Below are 16,902 nucleotides of genomic sequence, written 5' to 3'. Positions count from 1 at the left end.
GTTGTTATGCCGTGCTGCCGGGGGCAGCGTTCAAGGCACCGCAGGCTCTAGGCTGCGGTAGACGCAAGTGAGAATGGCACGCCGTAGGGGGCCGCGCCAGTACCTGGGCGGCCATTGTCGCGGCAAGAACAGGATAAATCCGACAGAACGCCGTCTATTTACGCCATCAGCGCCGGCAACTGGCGATTCAGCGCGAGTTTCTCCATCACTGCCGCGCCGGTCAGCGCGTAGCCCAGCAACTGGCCGTCAGCCCCAACGCACAGCACTTTCAGGTCGGCGCCGGTGCCCTCCACCTGCCAGGTGCCCTCGAGCCCTTGCGGAGGTGGCGATACCACCAGCGGGCAAGCCGGGGTTTTCACCGTCACCGGCATCGGCCCGTAGCTGACCGTGGTCGGGTTGCCGGCCAGGGTCTGCGCCAGGGCGCGGGCGCAGGTCATCAGCGGCATCACGTACAGCAGGTTGATGCCCTGCACCTCGGCGCAGTCGCCCAGGGCAAAAATGTTGGCGTGGGAGGTGCGCAGTTGGCGGTCGACCACCACCCCGCGGTTGATCTGCAGCCCGGCCGCAGCCGCAAGGTCGGTGCGCGGGCGCAGGCCAATGGCCGAAACCACCAGGTCGCAGGTGATCACGCTGCCATCGGACAGGTGCGCCTGCAGTGCATCGCCTGCCCGTTGCAGGCGGGTCAGCACCGGCCCCAGGTGAAAACGCACGCCCAGGCCCTGCAGGCCGGCCTGCACGGCGGCGGCCGCCGCCGGGTGCAGCAGGGTCGGCATCACCTGCTCGCAGGGCGCCACTACCTCGCAATGGAAGCCGCCCAGGGTCATGTCGTTGGCGAACTCGCAGCCGATCAGGCCGGCGCCGAGGATCAGCACCCGCCGCTTGCCCTCGGCCGCAGCGCGAAAGCGCGCGTAGTCCTCAAGGTCGTTGATCGGGAACACCCGGTCGCCGGCATCGCCCTCGATGGGCACCTGCACGGTCTGCGCGCCCCAGGCCAGCACCAGGTCGCGGTACTCGACCGCCTCCTCGCCGATCCACAGGCGCTTGTGGCCCGGGTCGATGCCGCTGATGCGGGTGTGGGTGCGGATTTCGGCATTCAGCTGCTCGGCCATGGCGCCGGGCTCGGCCATGCACAGGCCGTCGGCGTCCTTCTGTTTGGCAAAGCCGGTCGAGAGCATGGGCTTGGAGTACGAGCGGCCGTCGTCGGCAGTAATCAGCAGCAGCGGCGTTTCGCTGTCGAGCTTGCGAAACTCGCGGGCCAGGTTGTAGCCGGCAAGGCCGGTGCCGATGATCACCACAGGGGACGTCATGTCGTGCTTCCTTCAAGTCGGTACTGGTTGCGATCAGCCGATGGCGATCATTTCGAAGTCGCTCTTGCCCACGCCGCAGTCCGGGCACAGCCAGTCTTCGGGCACATCTTCCCAGCGGGTGCCGGGGGCGATGCCGTCGTCCGGCCAGCCATCGGCTTCGTCGTAGATCAGGCCACAGACAATGCATTGCCATTTTTTCATCAGGGGGTCCTCGGTCAGGTGTCATGTCGCAACTGGTGGCCATCCCCCTGTAGGAGCCGGCTTGCCGGCGATTGCGTCAGATCAGGCAATGAGGTTGCCGCCTCTGGCCCTATCGCCGGCAAGCCGGCTCCTACAGGAGATGGCGCACCGCGCAATCTCGTTGAGGCTTTGTACGGCATGCTGGCCGCCGGGGCAATCGTGCTAAGCTCGCCGCCTCTCTGGCTGTCACAAGCATACCGACGTGTCGTACGAAACCCCGCAAGCAGCCGCTGTCGCGTGGCTGGCGTATCCACAACTGGCGAACACCCTCGACCAGCGCACCCTCGACTGGCTGTTCGACGAAGGCTCCCTCACCCGTCGCCTGACCCGTCTTTCCGGCGACAACTTCAGCGTCACGCCCCTGTTCGAAGGCTGGCAAACCCTGCGCGACGACGAATGCGCGGCCCTGGGCCTGGCGCCCGGCGCCGAGGGCTGGGTGCGCGAAGTGTACCTGCGTGGCCATGGCCAACCCTGGGTGTTCGCCCGCAGCGTGGCCGGGCGCAGCGTGCTGCAGCGTGGCGGCCTGGACCTCGAGACCCTCGGCAGCCGCTCGCTGGGCGAGCTGCTGTTCTGCGACCAGGCGTTCATCCGCCACCCCATCGAGGTGTGCAGTTATCCACAACCCTGGCTGCCCGCCGATGCAGCCCACACCGGGCTGTGGGGGCGCCGCTCGCGGTTCGAACGCGCCGGGCTCGACCTGCTGGTGGCCGAGGTATTCCTGCCGGCACTGTGGCAGGCAGACAAGGAGGCCAACCGCTGATGTACCTGCAACTGCTCAAGTCGCTCAACCGCCTGCACCCGCGGGCCTGGGACTTCGTCCAGCTGAGCCGCATGGACCGCCCGATCGGCATCTACCTGCTGCTGTGGCCAACGCTGACGGCGGTGTGGATCGCCGGCAACGGCTCGCCGACCCTGGCCAACGTGCTGATCTTCGGCCTGGGCGTGGTGCTGATGCGCGCCGCCGGCTGCTGCATCAACGACTTTGCCGACCGCAAGGTCGACGGCCACGTCAAGCGCACCGCCGACCGGCCGCTGGCCAGCGGCCGGGTCAAGCCGCGCGAGGCGCTGGCGCTGTTCGCGGTGCTGGTGGCGGTGAGTTTCCTGCTGGTGCTGTGCACCAATGCCGCCACGGTGTGGCTGTCGTTCGGCGCCGTGGCCCTGGCCGCCTGCTACCCGTTCATGAAGCGCTACACCTACTACCCGCAGGTGGTGCTGGGTGCGGCGTACTCCTGGGGTATCCCCATGGCCTTCACCGCCGCCGGCGGCGAGCTGCCGGCCAGCGCCTGGCTGCTGTACATCGCCAACCTGCTGTGGACCGTGGGCTACGACACCTACTACGCCATGGTCGACCGTGACGACGACCTGAAGATCGGGGTGAAATCTACCGCCATCCTGTTCGGCGAAGCCGACCGGGTGATCATCCTGATCCTGCAACTGCTGTCGCTGGGCTGCCTGCTGCTGGCCGGCAGCCGCTTCGAGCTGGGTGGCTGGTTCCACTTAGGCATTCTGGGGGCTGCGGCGTGCTTTGCATGGGAGTTCTGGTCGACCCGCAAGCTCGACCGCGAGTCGTGCTTCAAGGCGTTCCTGCACAACCATTGGGCGGGGATGCTGGTGTTCGCGGGGGTGGTGCTGGATTACGCGCTGCGCTGAAAGCTCAGGGTCCCTGTGGGAGCAACTGTCTTGTGCTGCCTGAACCGGCCTCATCGCCGGCAAGCCGGCTCCTACAGGTACGGCACTGGTCTGAAGCTCATGCAATTGCTGTGGGAGCGGGTTTACCCGCGAATGCGATTTCTGCTGCAACATCGCATTCGCGGGTAAACCCGCTCCCACAGGGGACCTCTCACCTATTGAACTGCCCTCTCAGGGCTTGGCCACGTGCCAGACGTCTTTCATGCCGTCGCCGGTCATGTCACCGGCTTTCTTGTCCTTGACGAAGGTATACAGCGGCTTGCCGTCATAGGCCCACTGCATCTTGCCGTCGTCGCGCTTGATCTGCGTCCACTTGCCTTCGGCCTTTTCGCCGTCACTGACCATCAGCGGCGGCCAGTTGGTGGCGCACTCGCCATTGCACATGGACTTGCCGCCGGCGTCCTTGTCGAAGGTGTACAGGGTCATGCCTTGATGGTCGACCCACATGCCGTCCTTCTCCATGGCGTGATGGGCCGACGCCACCCCCGGCAATGCCAGTGCAGCGAAAAGGGCCATCCAGCTCAGCGTATGTCGTGTCATTGGATTCACCATTGTTTCGGGGGTGGAAAGGGTTCTGGTTGCCGTTACGGCGGCCCCTTGAAGCCTAGCCCAGTCATGGAATGTCGCCAGAACAGCCAATGAGCTGTCACACAGCTGCAATAATTCCGTTATCTAATGCGGGCCAAGACACCGTTCCCGGGAGAGGTAATTGAGCATGGTTGGCAGAAACATTCTGATCGTCGACGACGAAGCGCCTATCCGCGAGATGATCGCCGTTGCATTGGAAATGGCCGGCTATGACTGCCTGGAGGCCGAAAATTCGCAACAGGCCCACGCCATCATCGTCGACCGCAAGCCGGACCTGATCCTGCTCGACTGGATGCTGCCGGGCACCTCGGGGATCGAACTGGCCCGGCGCCTGAAGCGCGATGAGCTGACCGGGGATATCCCGATCATCATGCTTACCGCCAAGGGCGAAGAGGACAACAAGATCCAGGGGCTCGAAGTGGGCGCCGACGACTACATCACCAAGCCGTTCTCGCCGCGCGAGCTGGTGGCGCGCCTGAAGGCCGTGCTGCGCCGCACCGGCCCGAGCGACAGCGAAGCGCCGATCGAAGTGGGCGGCCTGCTGCTCGACCCGATCAGCCACCGCGTCACCATCGACGGCAAGCCGGCCGAGATGGGCCCCACCGAATACCGCCTGCTGCAGTTCTTCATGACCCACCAGGAGCGCGCCTACACCCGTGGCCAGCTGCTCGACCAGGTGTGGGGCGGCAACGTGTATGTGGAGGAGCGCACGGTGGACGTGCATATCCGCCGCCTGCGCAAGGCACTGGGTGAAGCCTACGAAAATCTGGTACAAACCGTCCGCGGCACTGGCTATCGCTTCTCGACCAAGAGCTGATCGAAGCCCCTGGCGCCCGTAGTACAAGGACTGTCAATTGAACCAGAACTGGCACGCGACCCTGATTCGCCACATGCTGCTGCTGATCACCGTCTGCCTGATCGGCGGCCTGGCCAGCGGTTACTACGGCTGGAGCCTGGCCATCGGCCTGGCGTTCTACCTGGGCTGGACGCTCAAGCAGCTGCTGCGCCTGCACGACTGGCTGCGCAACCACCAGCCCGACGAAGCCCCGCCCGACGGCTACGGCCTGTGGGGCGAGGTGTTCGACAGCATCTACCACCTGCAACGGCGCGACCAGCGCGTGCGCGGGCGCCTGCAGGCGGTGATCGACCGGGTGCAGGAGTCCACCGCCGCCCTGCGCGATGCGGTGATCATGCTCGACAGCGAAGGCAACCTTGAGTGGTGGAACCGCGCCGCGGAAACCCTGCTGGGCTTCAAGACCCCGCAGGACGGCGGCCAGCCGGTGACCAACCTGGTGCGCCACCCGCGCTTCAAGGAATACTTCGAGGCGGAAAACTATGCCGAGCCGCTCGAGATCCCCTCGCCGATCAATGACCGCCTGCGGGTGCAGTTGCAACTCACCCGCTACGGCAACAACGAGCACCTGATGCTGGTGCGCGATGTCACCCGTATTCACCAGCTCGAACAGATGCGCAAGGACTTCGTCGCCAACGTCTCCCACGAGCTGCGCACGCCGCTGACGGTGATCACCGGCTACCTGGAAACCCTGCTGGACAATGTCGAAGGCGTGAACCCGCGCTGGGGCCGCGCCCTGCAACAGATGAGCGCCCAGGGCTCGCGCATGCAGACCCTGCTCAACGACCTGCTGCTGCTGGCCAAGCTCGAAGCCACCGACTACCCCTCGGACAACCAGCCGGTGCTGGTCGACAGCCTGCTGACGGCCATCAAGAACGACGCCCAGGCGCTGTCCGGCCCGCGCAACCAGCGCATCAGCCTGGAAGCGGCGCCCGGCATTCGCCTCAAGGGCAGCGAGTCGGAGCTGCGCAGCGCGTTTTCCAACCTGGTGTTCAACGCCGTCAAGTACACCCAGGACGAAGGCAATATCCGTATTCGCTGGTGGGCCGACGAACAGGGCGCGCATTTGAGCGTGCAGGATTCGGGGGTGGGCATCGAGGCCAAGCACCTGCCGCGCCTGACCGAGCGCTTCTACCGGGTCGATTCCAGCCGCGCCTCCAACACCGGCGGCACCGGCTTGGGGCTGGCGATCGTCAAGCACGTGCTGATGCGCCACCGCGGCAAGCTGGAGATCAGCAGCGTGCCGGGGCACGGCAGTACCTTCACCTGTCATTTTGCGCCGGCACAATTGGCCACGAACAAGGGATAAGCCTGCGGGCTTGCCCGGCGATGGTAGTGCGCCCCTTTGCTTTTGCCGCCCCAGCCGCTACATTGGATCCCCTGTGCCAGCAATCGCTGGCACTTTTTTTCCCCTAATTTCACCGACGGACCCTGTAAAAACCCCATCATGGACCCTTCCCCTGGTATCAGCCTCACCTCGTTGTTCGCCGATTTCGGCATGATTCTCTTCGCCTTGTTCCTGGTGCTGCTCAACGGCTTCTTCGTTGCCGCCGAGTTCGCCATGGTCAAGCTGCGCGCCACCCGCGTCGAGTCCATCGCCGAGCTGCATGGCTGGCGCGGCAGCATCCTGCGCAAGGTGCACAACCAGCTCGACGCCTACCTGTCGGCGTGCCAGCTGGGCATCACCCTGGCCTCGCTGGGCCTGGGCTGGGTCGGCGAGCCGGCTTTCGCCCACCTGCTCGAACCTTTGCTGGCCTACTTCGGCGTCGATTCGCCCGAACTGATCAAGGGCATCTCGTTCTTCGTCGCGTTCTTCGTCATCTCCTACCTGCACATCGTGGTTGGCGAGCTGGCGCCCAAGTCCTGGGCGATCCGCAAGCCCGAGCTGCTGTCGCTGTGGACGGCGGTGCCGCTGTACCTGTTCTACTGGGCGATGTACCCGGCCATTTACCTGCTCAATGCCAGCGCCAACACCATCCTGCGCATCGCCGGCCAAGGTGAGCCTGGCCCGCACCACGAGCACCACTACAGCCGCGAGGAGCTCAAGCTGATCCTGCACTCCAGCCGTGGCCAGGACCCGAGCGACCAGGGCATGCGCGTGCTGGCCTCGGCGGTTGAGATGGGCGAGCTGGAAGTGGTCGACTGGGCCAACTCCCGCGAGGACATGGTCAGCATCGACGCCAAGGCGCCGCTCAAGCAGATCCTGGCCCTGTTCCGCCGCCACAAGTTCAGCCGCTACCCGGTGTACGACGCCGAGCGCGAGGAATTCACCGGCCTGCTGCACATCAAGGACCTGCTGCTGGAGCTGGCCGAGCTGGACCAGATGCCCGAAACCATCGACCTGGAAGACCTGGCCCGCCCGCTGGAGCGTGTGTCGCGGCACATGCCGCTGTCGCAGTTGCTGGAGCAGTTCCGCAAAGGTGGCGCGCACTTCGTGCTGGTGGAAGAGGCCGACGGCAAGGTGATCGGCTACCTGACCATGGAAGACGTGCTGGAAGTGCTGGTGGGCGATATCCAGGACGAGCACCGCAAGACCGAGCGCGGCATCCTCGCCTACCAGCCGGGCAAGCTGCTGGTACGCGGTGACACGCCGCTGTTCAAGGTGGAGCGCCTGCTGGGCATCGACCTGGACCACATCGAAGCCGAAACCCTCGCCGGGCTGGTGTACGAAAGCCTCAAGCGCGTGCCCGAGGAAGAGGAAGTGATGGAGGTCGAAGGCCTGCGCATCATCATCAAGAAGATGAAAGGGCCGAAGATCGTGCTGGCCAAGGTGCTCAAGCTCGATTGAGCCCGGCCGCAGGGCCGCTCCTGCACAATCCCTGTAGGAGCGGCCTTGTGTCGCGAAAGGGCTGCGAAGCAGCCCCGGCAATTCGTGCGGCGAAGCTGAAATCCTGGGGCTGCTGCGCAGCCCTTTCCGACCGGTCCGGCGCCCCGGCAAGGCCGCTCCTACAGGGGTCGCATAACGTTCAGAACTGCGCTGAACCTGTAGGAGCCGGCTTGCCGGCGATGAGGCCGGTTCAGGCAAACCTGCTCAAGGGTTCCCCGCCGTAAAGTCCGGCATCCCGCCTATCGGCCGGTCGAACTGGTAGGGGATCGACTCCAGCGCCAGCCCCACGTTGCGCTGCACCACAAAATGCAGGTGCGGCCCGCTGCTGTTGCCGGTATTGCCCGACTTGGCCAGTGCCTGGCCCACCACCACCTGCTGCCCTTCGCGTACTACCACCGACCCACGCATCAGGTGCAGATACACACCCATGGTGCCGTCCGGGTGCAGAATGCGCACGAAGTTGCCCGCCGGGTTGGTGCCGCGGCCGGTCTGCAGGTTCTCGATCTTCACCACCACCCCGCCGCGGGCGGCGATGATCGGCGTGCCTTCGGGCATGGCGATGTCGATGGCATAGCGGCCCTTGGGCCCGAAGTGACTGAAGCGCCCGTTGGGGCCCTGGCTGATGCGAAACGGCCCGCCCTTCCACGGGAACGGGTAGCGGTAGGCCTGCGAGCGCAGCACCGGGTCGCCCATGGCGTACTGGAAGTTGCTCTTGTACTTCAGCGGCCCGCCCGGGGCGGCCAGCACGGCGCTGAGCAGCAGGGTCGAGCGCGGCGCCACCACCCGCCGCACGATGCGCGGTGCGTTACCACCAAAGGCGTTGGCCAGCCCGTCCAGGCGCAGCTCGACCTCCATCGGTACATACAACTCGTTGCGCGCCAGAAAACGCACGCCGCCGGGGAAGGGTTCGGTCTGCAGGCGCACCTTGCCATCCACCCGTTCGAGCATCTGCTCGCGGAACACGAAAGGCTTGGCGCCGGGGCTGGGGCGGTCGGAGTAGGACACCACGCCGTAGTTGTCGGTGGTCTTGTAGATGGTCATGCCCAGGCTCGACGCCGAGGCCGTGAACAACGCACAGAACAGCAGCAGGCGGGCGGCGGGCATGATGGTGGCCATTTGACAGATAACGTCTGTCGAAGCCTAGCAGCCGGTTTTGAGAGGGGTATGACAGTTGGTCGGGAGGTTGGCCTGTACTGGCCCTATCGCCGGCAAGCCGGCTCCTACAGGGATCGCGTCGCCTGTAGGAGCCGGCTTGCCGGCGATAGGGCCGTTACGCCAGGCTCAGGCCCCGGGCGTGAAGTGCTTCTGGGTCGTGCCGCGGGCGATCAGCCGCGACAGGTAGTCGAGCTTCTGCGCATCCTGGTCGACGAACTTGAAGGTCAGTTGCAGCCAGTCGCTCTCAGGCTTTGGCTCCAACGCGGCGATGGCATGCAGGTAGCCGTTCAGGCGCGCCACCTCGGCGTTGTCGCCCTGCTCCAGGTCCAGCACCGCGCCTTCGAGCACCTGCGGCAGGTTGGCGCTGCGGCGCACCACCAGCAGGGCCTCTTTCAGGCTCAGGGCCTTGATGACGCAAGCCTGCGGCCCACTGGCCAGGCGCAGTTGGCCCTGGCCACGGCCAGCCGGGGCGGCGGCAGGGCTTCTGGGCGTCGGCGCGTTGATCAGCGGCTTGGCGGCTGCGGCAACCGGGGCAGCAGCAGGCGCAGCCACCTTGGCGGCCTCCGGGCGACCGCCGGTCAGGGCGCTGAGCGAGTCGTTGGCAAAGGCCGAGTTGGCCCGGGCCTGGGCGCCGGCCATCAGGCTGTCGAGCTTGCCGATCTTGGTCAGGGACTTTTTCACCTTGGTCAGCAGCTGCTCGTTGGTGAACGGCTTGCCGACAAAGTCGGAGACGCCGGCCTGGATGGCCTGGATCACGTTCTCCTTGTCACCACGGCTGGTCACCATGATGAACTGCATGGCTTTCATTTCTTCCTGCTGGCGGCACCAGGTCAGCAGCTCGAGGCCGGACATTTCCGGCATCTCCCAGTCGCACAGGACCAGGTCGAAACGCTCCTTGGCGAGCATGGCCATGGCCTTGCGGCCGTTGACCGCGTCTTCGATCACCATGCCTGGGAAGGCATTACGCAGGCACTTCCTTACCAGATCGCGGATGAACGGGGCATCGTCCACGACCAGCACATTGACTTTACTCATCGATACTCCTCTTGAATCCCGACTAGCATACCGCCGACTGATGGCAATTTGCCAAACCACTGGTCACGCCGGGACTTCTCTGATCGTTCGCGGGTGCCTGCTGGTGCTCGACCACAAACGAAAACGCCCGGCATAAGCCGGGCGTGATGCTCGGGAGCAATCTTATTTATCGTCCGGTTCAGCCGGAACATTAGCGCTTTCGCCCTCGTTGGAGGCAGTACCTTCAACTTCGGCCTTCATGCGCTTGAGGCCCATGTGGCGCACGTCGGTACCGCGCACCAGGTAGATCACCAGCTCCGAGATGTTGCGCGCGTGGTCGCCGATGCGCTCCAGCGAACGCAGCGCCCAGATCACGCTGAGCACCCGGGAGATCGAGCGCGGGTCTTCCATCATGTAGGTGACCAGCTCGCGCAGCGCAGTCTTGTACTCGCGGTCGATGGTCTTGTCGTACTGGGCCACCGACAGCGCAAGGTCGGCGTCGAAGCGGGCGAAGGCATCCAGAGCGTCACGCACCATGTTGCGCACCTGGTCGCCGATGTGGCGCACCTCTACATAACCGCGTGGCGACTCGCCTTCCTCGCACAGCTGGATGGCGCGGCGGGCGATCTTGGTCGACTCGTCACCGATGCGCTCCAGGTCGATCACCGACTTGGAGATGCTGATGATCAGGCGCAGGTCGGAGGCCGCCGGCTGGCGACGGGCGAGGATGCGCACGCACTCCTCGTCGATGTTGCGCTCCATCTGGTTGATCTGCTCGTCGACCTCGCGCACCTGCTGGGCCAGGCCCGAGTCGGCCTCGATCAGCGCGGTGACCGCGTCGTTGACCTGCTTCTCGACCAGGCCGCCCATCGCCAGAAGGTGGCTGCGCACCTCTTCGAGCTCGGCGTTGAACTGCTGGGAGATGTGATGGGTAAGGCTTTCTTTGTTGATCATCGTTTCGCTCCGCGAAGAAGCTGCAAGCTTCAAGTAGTTCGTATCGTTCCCTGGATTTCCGGCCTCACCTGTACCTGTGGGAGCGGGTTCACCCGCGAAGCAGGCACTGCGGTGCGTGGCACCGGCTTTGCCGGTGTTCGCGGGTAAACCCGCTCCCACAGAGGTCCCAATGCTCCTCAAGAGCAGTGGTTAGCCGTAACGACCGGTGATGTAGTCTTCGGTCTGCTTCTTCGCCGGGTTGGTGAACAGGGTGTCGGTATCACCGAATTCCACCAGTTTGCCCATGTACATGAACGCGGTGTAGTCCGAAACACGGGCTGCCTGTTGCATGTTGTGGGTCACGATGACGATGGTGTACTTGGATTTCAGTTCGTAGATCAGCTCTTCGACCTTCAGCGTGGAGATCGGGTCCAGTGCCGAGCAAGGTTCGTCGAGCAGCAGTACTTCAGGCTCCACGGCGATGGTACGGGCGATCACCAGACGCTGCTGCTGGCCACCGGACAGGCCCAGTGCCGAATCGTGCAGGCGGTCCTTGACCTCGTCCCACAAAGCCGCGCCCTTCAGGGCCCACTCGACGGCTTCGTCGAGGGTGCGCTTTTTGTTGATGCCCTGGATGCGCAGGCCGTAGACCACGTTTTCGTAGATGGTCTTGGGGAACGGGTTGGGCTTCTGGAACACCATGCCCACCCGGCGACGCAGCTCGGCCACGTCCTCGCCCTTGCGGTAGATGTTGTTGCCGTACAGGTTGATGGCGCCCTCGACGCGGCAGCCGTCAACCAGGTCGTTCATGCGGTTGAAGGTACGCAGCAGCGTGGACTTGCCGCAGCCGGACGGGCCGATGAAGGCGGTCACGCGCTGCTTGGGGATGTTCATCTGCACGTCGAACAGCGCTTGCTTATCGCCGTAGAACAGCGACAGGCCAGGCACTTCGATGGCCACGGTCTCTTCGGCCAGGCGCAGGCTCTGCTTGTCGCGGCCCAGGGCCGCCATGTCGATGCCGTGGGTATGAGCTTCGTGTTGCATGTTCTTACTCCTTTTGTAGCTGCAGGCTATCAGCTGCAAGCTGCAAGTTTGAGCAAAGCGGCAATCTGCAGGGAGCTTGCCGCTTGTGGCTTAAGGCTTGGAAATCAGCTGTCGAGGGCCTTGTACTTCTCGCGCAGGTGGTTACGAATCCACACCGCCGAGAGGTTCAGGGTGGCAATCACCATCACCAGCAGCAGCGCGGTGGCGTACACCAGCGGCCGCGCGGCCTCGACGTTGGGGCTCTGGAAGCCGACGTCGTAGATATGGAAGCCCAGGTGCATGATCTTCTGGTCCAGGTGCAGGTACGGGTAGTTGCCGTCCAGCGGCAGCGACGGCGCCAGCTTCACCACACCCACCAGCATCAGCGGGGCCACTTCGCCGGCGGCGCGGGCCACGGCGAGAATCATGCCGGTCATCATGGCCGGGCTGGCCATCGGCAGGACGATCTTCCACAAGGTCTCGGCCTTGGTCGCGCCCAGGGCCAGGGAGCCTTCACGCACGGTCCGCGGGATACGCGCCAGGCCTTCCTCGGTGGCCACGATCACCACCGGCACCGCCAGCAGCGCCAGGGTCAAGGATGCCCACAGCAGGCCCGGGGTACCCAGCGTGGGTGCCGGCAGCGACTCGGGGAAGAACAATCGGTCGATGGAGCCACCCAGCACGTAGACGAAGAAGCCCAGGCCGAACACGCCGTAGACGATCGCCGGAACGCCCGCCAGGTTGTTCACCGCAATGCGGATCAGGCGGGTCACCGGGCCTTGCCGTGCGTATTCGCGCAGGTACACCGCCGCCAGCACGCCGAACGGGGTGACGATCACGGCCATGATCAGGGTCATCATCACGGTGCCGAAGATGGCCGGGAAAATACCGCCTTCGGTGTTGGCTTCACGCGGGTCGTCGCTGAGGAATTCCCACACCTTGGCGAAGTAGGTACCCATCTTGGTCATGCCGGACATGGCGTTCGGCTGGATCGCGTGGACCACTTTGCTGAGGTTGATCTCCACTTCGCGGCCGTTGCCGTCGCGGGCTACCAGGCTGTCGCGGGCGAAGGCCTGGTGCAGGCCGGTGAGGCGGTCCTCGATGGCCTTGTAACGGTTGTTCAGCTCGGCGCGCTCGGCGTCCATGTCGGCCTGGGCGGCGGCGTCCAGCTTGCCGTCCAGCTCCAGCTTGCGGCTGTGCAGGCGCAGGCGCTCCAGGCCATGGTTGATGGCACCGATGTCCTTTTTCTCGAGCTTGACCAGCTGGTCGTTGAGGTCGCTGGCACGCTTGAGGCGGGTTTGCAGCTCGTTCCAGGCCTCAGGGCCCTGGGCGACCACACGGCCTTCTTCCTTGACGCTGACCAGGAAGCCGTAGAAGTTGCCCCACTCGCGGCGCTCCAGGGCGATCAGCTCGGCGGGCTTTTGCTCGTCCACCAGCCAGTCGCCGACCAGCCAGGTGAAGTCGCTGCCGTTGAGGTCGCGGTTACCGATCTTGACCAGCTCGCGGGTCATGAACTCCGGGCCCTGGTCAGGCACCGGCAAGCCGGCGCTCTTCAGGCGTTCGCGCGGTACTTCTTCCTTCTGTACCACTTCACCGATGATCACATGGTCGGCCTGGCCAGGCACCTTGTAGGTGGCCTGGATCAGGTCGGCCGGCCAGAAGTGGCCCAAACCGCGTACGGCGATCACGGACAGCAGACCAATGGTCATGATGACCGCCATGGCCACCGCGCCACCGCTGATCCAGACGCCGGGGGCGCCGCTCTTGAACCAGCCTTTGAGGGAATCCTTTTTCACGGATCTCTACCTTTCTATCAAAGCGACGAGTATTTCTTGCGCAGGCGCTGGCGAATCAGCTCGGCCAAGGTGTTCATGATGAACGTGAACATCAGCAGCACGAGGGCGGCGAGGAACAGCACACGATAGTGGCTGCCACCGACTTCCGATTCAGGCATTTCCACGGCCACGTTGGCGGCCAGGGTGCGCATGCCCTCGAACAGGTTCAGTTCCATCACCGGGGTGTTGCCGGTGGCCATCAGCACGATCATGGTCTCGCCCACCGCACGGCCCATGCCGATCATCAGCGCCGAGAAGATACCCGGGCTGGCGGTGAGGATGACCACGCGGGTCAGGGTCTGCCACGGCGTGGCACCGAGTGCCAGCGAGCCCAGGGTCAGGCTGCGCGGCACGCTGAACACGGCGTCTTCGGCGATGGAGTAGATGTTCGGGATGACCGCAAAGCCCATGGCGATACCCACTACCAGGGCGTTGCGCTGGTCGTAGGTGATGCCCAGATCGTGGGTGATCCACAGGCGCATGTCGCCGCCGAAGAACCAGCTTTCCAGGAACGGGCTCATGCTCAGGGCGAACCAGCCGATGGCCAGGATCACCGGGATCAGGATGGCTGCTTCCCAGCCGTCCGGGATACGCAGGCGGATCGACTCCGGCAGGCGGCTCCAGGCAAAGCCCGCCACCAGGATGCCCACCGGCAGGATCAGCAGCAGGCTGAACACGCCCGGCAGGTGGCCTTCAAGGTACGGCGCCAGGAACAGGCCGGCGAAGAAGCCGAGGATCACCGTCGGCATCGCTTCCATCAGCTCGATCACCGGCTTGACCTTGCGGCGCATGCCCGGGGCCATGAAGTAGGCGGTGTAGATGGCGGCGGCAATCGCCAGCGGAGCGGCCAGGATCATCGCGTAGAACGCGGCCTTGAGCGTACCGAAGGTCAGTGGCGACAGGCTCAGCTTGGGTTCGAAGTCGGTGTTCGAGGCGGTCGACTGCCAAACGTATTTAGGCTCGTCGTAGTTCTCGTACCAGACCTTGCCCCACAGCGCGCTGAAGGAGATTTCCGGGTGCGGGTTGCGCAGGCTCAGCGGTAGCAGCTTGCCACCCTCTTCGACGATGATGCGGTTGGCACGCGGCGACAGGGCCAGAATGCCTGCGCCTTCGGCGACCGGCTCTACCAGCAGGGTGCGGTGCGCGGTGCTGTGGAACACACCCAGCTTGCCTTCGCTGTCCAGGGCGATGAAGCCCTTGCGGCGCTCTTCGGCGTCGATCTGCACCACCGGGGCCTTGCCCAGCTGGAAGCTGCGGATCAACTTGAGGCGTTGCTCGCCATCCGGGTCACGGGCCATGAACCACTGGCTCAGGCCACCCTTGGAGTCACCGAAGATCAGCGAGATACCGCCCACCAGCTGACCGCTGGCGGTGATTTCGGCGTTGCCGTCTTCGAGCAGCTTGTAGCGGCCGTTGAGGCTTTTTTCGCGCAGGCTGAACACATCGGCGGTGGCGCGACCGTTGACCACGTACAGCCACTGCTGGCGCGGGTCGATGAAGATGTTCTTCACCGTCTCGGTCATTTGCGGCAGGACGATGCGGTTCTGCTCGGTGGTCACCTCACCGGTCATCATGTTCTCGGTGCGCGACAGCTCGACCACCTGCAGTTGCGCGCCGGTGGAGCCGGCCAGCAGCAGGGTTTCGCCATTGACGTTGACGCTGACGTGCTCCAGCGCGCGGCCTTCGTCACTCAGGGTGAACGGCGCCTGACCATAGGGGTAGTCGATACCCGCTTCGATGGTCTTCTTGTTGTCCGGGTAGGTGATCTTGTAGGTGTGGTGGAACACGATCGCCTGGCCGTTACTCAGGCCCAGCACCACCAGCGGGCTGCCCGGCTGGTCGCTGCCGATCGAGCTGACCTGGGTGCCGGCGGGCAGCGGCAGGTCGACACGCTTGAGTTCGTTACCGGTCTTGGTATCGAAGAACAGGGCCTGGCCCTTGTCAGAAACACGCATGCCCACGAGGTTCTGCTCCTCGAGGGCGATCATCAGCGGCTTGCCGGCATCCTGCTGCAGCCAGGTCGGCTCCAGGGCTTTCTTGCTGGTCAACTCGGCGCCCTGGAACAGCGGCAGCACCACGTAGGCCAGGTAGAAGAAGATCAGCGTGATCGCTGCCAGCACGGCAAGCCCGCCCACCAGTACATACCAGCGGGTCAGGCGATCCTTGAGGGCGCGCATGCGGCGCTTGCGTTGCAACTCGGGCGTATTGAAATCAATGCGCACCGGAGGAGAATTTTGGGTCATGGTGGAGTTGGCCAGATCATTCATGCGCACACCCTAGCGGTCCCGTATGACAAAAACATGACAGTGCAGTGACGCAACAAAGCCCGACGCGCAGGTACCCTGGCCTCGGACTGACGAATTCGTGGAGAGGGGCCGGCGCATTGGCTGCCAGCCCCTTCCGGTTACTGCCTAATTACTTCTTGGCAACGTTGCCGGCGTGGGACAGGCCCAGGTCAGCCAGGGTCTTGTCGACCACTTTGGCAGGCAGCGGGATGTAGCCGTCCTTCACGACAACTTGCTGGCCAGCTTGCGACAGCACCAGCTTGACGAACTCGGCTTCCAGCGGGGCCAGAGGCTTGTTCGGCGCCTTGTTGACGTAGACGTACAGGAAGCGCGACAGCGGGTAGGTACCGTTCAGGGCGTTGGCTTCGTTGTCTTCGATGAACTCGCCGCCTTCTTTCTTGGCCAGGGCGACGGTCTTGACCGAAGCGGTCTTGTAGCCGATACCCGAGTAGCCGATGCCGTTCAGCGAAGAGCTGATCGACTGCACGACCGAAGCCGAGCCAGGCTGTTCGTTGACGTTAGGCTTGAAGTCGCCTTTGCACAGGGCTTCTTCCTTGAAGTAGCCATAGGTGCCCGATACCGAGTTGCGGCCGAACAGCTGGATTGGCTTGTTGGCCAGGTCGCCCTTCACGCCAACGTCGCCCCAGGTTTTGATTTCAGCCTTGCCACCGCACAGGCGGGTGGAGGAGAAGATCGCGTCGACCTGAGCCATGGTCAGGCCTTTGATCGGGTTATCCTTGTGCACGAAGACCGCCAGGGCGTCGACGGCAACCGGGATGGCGGTAGGCTTGTAGCCGTACTTCTGCTCGAAGGCCTGCAGCTCGACGTCCTTCATCTTGCGGCTCATCGGGCCCAGGTTGGCGGTGCCTTCGGTCAGGGCGGGTGGCGCGGTGGACGAGCCAGCAGCCTGGATCTGGATGTTTACGTTCGGATATTCCTTCTTGTAGGCCTCGGCCCACAGGGTCATCAGGTTCGCGAGGGTGTCGGAACCGACGCTGGAGAGGTTACCCGATACACCGGTGGTCTTGGTGTAGGTCGGGATTGCTGGGTCGACAGCGGCGACCGCATTGGCGGTGGCAACGCCAGCGGCGGCAAAGGTCAGGGCCGCCATCAAACGCTTCAGTTTCATGCCTTGCTCCTAGCAGGAATATCG

At 64.4% G+C, this 16,902-nt stretch carries 15 protein-coding genes; 5 read left to right on the top strand and 10 right to left on the bottom strand.

The features are described 5' to 3' along the window. Nucleotides 1–158: 158 nt before the first annotated feature. Nucleotides 159–1,307: an NAD(P)/FAD-dependent oxidoreductase gene (locus tag ACI2KK_RS02715; RefSeq protein WP_404667782.1), complete on the bottom strand. Its 1,149-nt coding sequence runs from the start codon at nt 1,305–1,307 to the stop codon at nt 159–161. A 33-nt stretch (nt 1,308–1,340) separates the two neighbouring features. Then, the gene (locus ACI2KK_RS02710; RefSeq protein WP_023532601.1) at nt 1,341–1,508 is read right to left on the bottom strand and encodes a rubredoxin; all 168 of its coding nucleotides are present in this window, start codon (nt 1,506–1,508) and stop codon (nt 1,341–1,343) included. Nucleotides 1,509–1,749: 241 nt separating this feature from the next. On the opposite strand from ACI2KK_RS02710, the gene ACI2KK_RS02705 reads away from it, so the two are divergent. Then, nucleotides 1,750–2,307, top strand: coding sequence for a chorismate--pyruvate lyase family protein (locus tag ACI2KK_RS02705; protein ID WP_404667781.1), 558 nt, complete (start codon nt 1,750–1,752; stop codon nt 2,305–2,307). Beyond that, nucleotides 2,307–3,197 (top strand): 4-hydroxybenzoate octaprenyltransferase, encoded by an 891-nt coding sequence (gene ubiA / locus ACI2KK_RS02700; RefSeq protein ID WP_404667780.1) that lies wholly within the window; start codon nt 2,307–2,309, stop codon nt 3,195–3,197. Before ACI2KK_RS02705 ends, ubiA begins: the two co-directional genes overlap by 1 nt. 210 nt (nt 3,198–3,407) lie before the next feature. Here ubiA and ACI2KK_RS02695 read toward each other — a convergent pair whose 3' ends face one another. Further along, nucleotides 3,408–3,776: a hypothetical protein gene (locus ACI2KK_RS02695; RefSeq protein WP_217840995.1), complete on the bottom strand. Its 369-nt coding sequence runs from the start codon at nt 3,774–3,776 to the stop codon at nt 3,408–3,410. 175 nt (nt 3,777–3,951) lie between these two features. On the opposite strand from ACI2KK_RS02695, the gene phoB reads away from it, so the two are divergent. The 3 genes from phoB (at nt 3,952) to ACI2KK_RS02680 (ending at nt 7,465) form a co-directional block, all read left to right on the top strand. After that, complete coding sequence (phoB, locus tag ACI2KK_RS02690; protein ID WP_003253341.1) at nt 3,952–4,641, top strand: phosphate regulon transcriptional regulator PhoB; 690 nt, start codon at nt 3,952–3,954, stop codon at nt 4,639–4,641. Between the two features lie 73 nt (nt 4,642–4,714). Then, nucleotides 4,715–5,986 (top strand): phosphate regulon sensor histidine kinase PhoR, encoded by a 1,272-nt coding sequence (gene phoR / locus ACI2KK_RS02685; RefSeq protein WP_404667925.1) that lies wholly within the window; start codon nt 4,715–4,717, stop codon nt 5,984–5,986. 138 nt (nt 5,987–6,124) lie between these two features. After that, the gene (locus tag ACI2KK_RS02680; protein WP_404667779.1) at nt 6,125–7,465 is read left to right on the top strand and encodes a hemolysin family protein; all 1,341 of its coding nucleotides are present in this window, start codon (nt 6,125–6,127) and stop codon (nt 7,463–7,465) included. A 243-nt stretch (nt 7,466–7,708) separates the two neighbouring features. Here the strand turns inward: ACI2KK_RS02680 and ACI2KK_RS02675 are convergent, their stop codons facing one another. From ACI2KK_RS02675 to ACI2KK_RS02645, 7 genes are all read right to left on the bottom strand, one after another. Then, nucleotides 7,709–8,608 (bottom strand): peptidoglycan DD-metalloendopeptidase family protein, encoded by a 900-nt coding sequence (locus ACI2KK_RS02675; RefSeq protein WP_404667778.1) that lies wholly within the window; start codon nt 8,606–8,608, stop codon nt 7,709–7,711. 177 nt (nt 8,609–8,785) lie between these two features. Continuing rightward, complete coding sequence (locus ACI2KK_RS02670) at nt 8,786–9,694, bottom strand: response regulator (RefSeq protein WP_404667777.1); 909 nt, start codon at nt 9,692–9,694, stop codon at nt 8,786–8,788. 162 nt (nt 9,695–9,856) lie between these two features. Then, a complete protein-coding gene (gene phoU, locus ACI2KK_RS02665) occupies nt 9,857–10,627 on the bottom strand; it encodes a phosphate signaling complex protein PhoU (protein ID WP_217841000.1) in 771 nt (256 codons plus the stop codon). A gap of 189 nt (nt 10,628–10,816) precedes the next feature. Beyond that, nucleotides 10,817–11,650, bottom strand: coding sequence for a phosphate ABC transporter ATP-binding protein PstB (gene pstB, locus ACI2KK_RS02660; protein ID WP_404667776.1), 834 nt, complete (start codon nt 11,648–11,650; stop codon nt 10,817–10,819). Between the two features lie 104 nt (nt 11,651–11,754). Further along, nucleotides 11,755–13,425: a phosphate ABC transporter permease PstA gene (gene pstA, locus ACI2KK_RS02655; protein ID WP_404667775.1), complete on the bottom strand. Its 1,671-nt coding sequence runs from the start codon at nt 13,423–13,425 to the stop codon at nt 11,755–11,757. Between the two features lie 17 nt (nt 13,426–13,442). Continuing rightward, nucleotides 13,443–15,731, bottom strand: coding sequence for an ABC transporter permease subunit (locus ACI2KK_RS02650; protein WP_404667774.1), 2,289 nt, complete (start codon nt 15,729–15,731; stop codon nt 13,443–13,445). A 148-nt stretch (nt 15,732–15,879) separates the two neighbouring features. After that, entirely contained in the window at nt 15,880–16,878 is a 999-nt protein-coding gene (locus ACI2KK_RS02645) for a phosphate ABC transporter substrate-binding protein PstS (RefSeq protein ID WP_217841004.1), read from the bottom strand. Nucleotides 16,879–16,902 lie beyond the last annotated feature (24 nt).

The sequence above is a fragment of the Pseudomonas sp. NPDC089406 genome, assembly GCF_044900265.1.
Lineage (GTDB): Bacteria > Pseudomonadota > Gammaproteobacteria > Pseudomonadales > Pseudomonadaceae > Aquipseudomonas > Aquipseudomonas fakonensis.
This window is presented reverse-complemented; position numbering and strand designations above follow the sequence as displayed.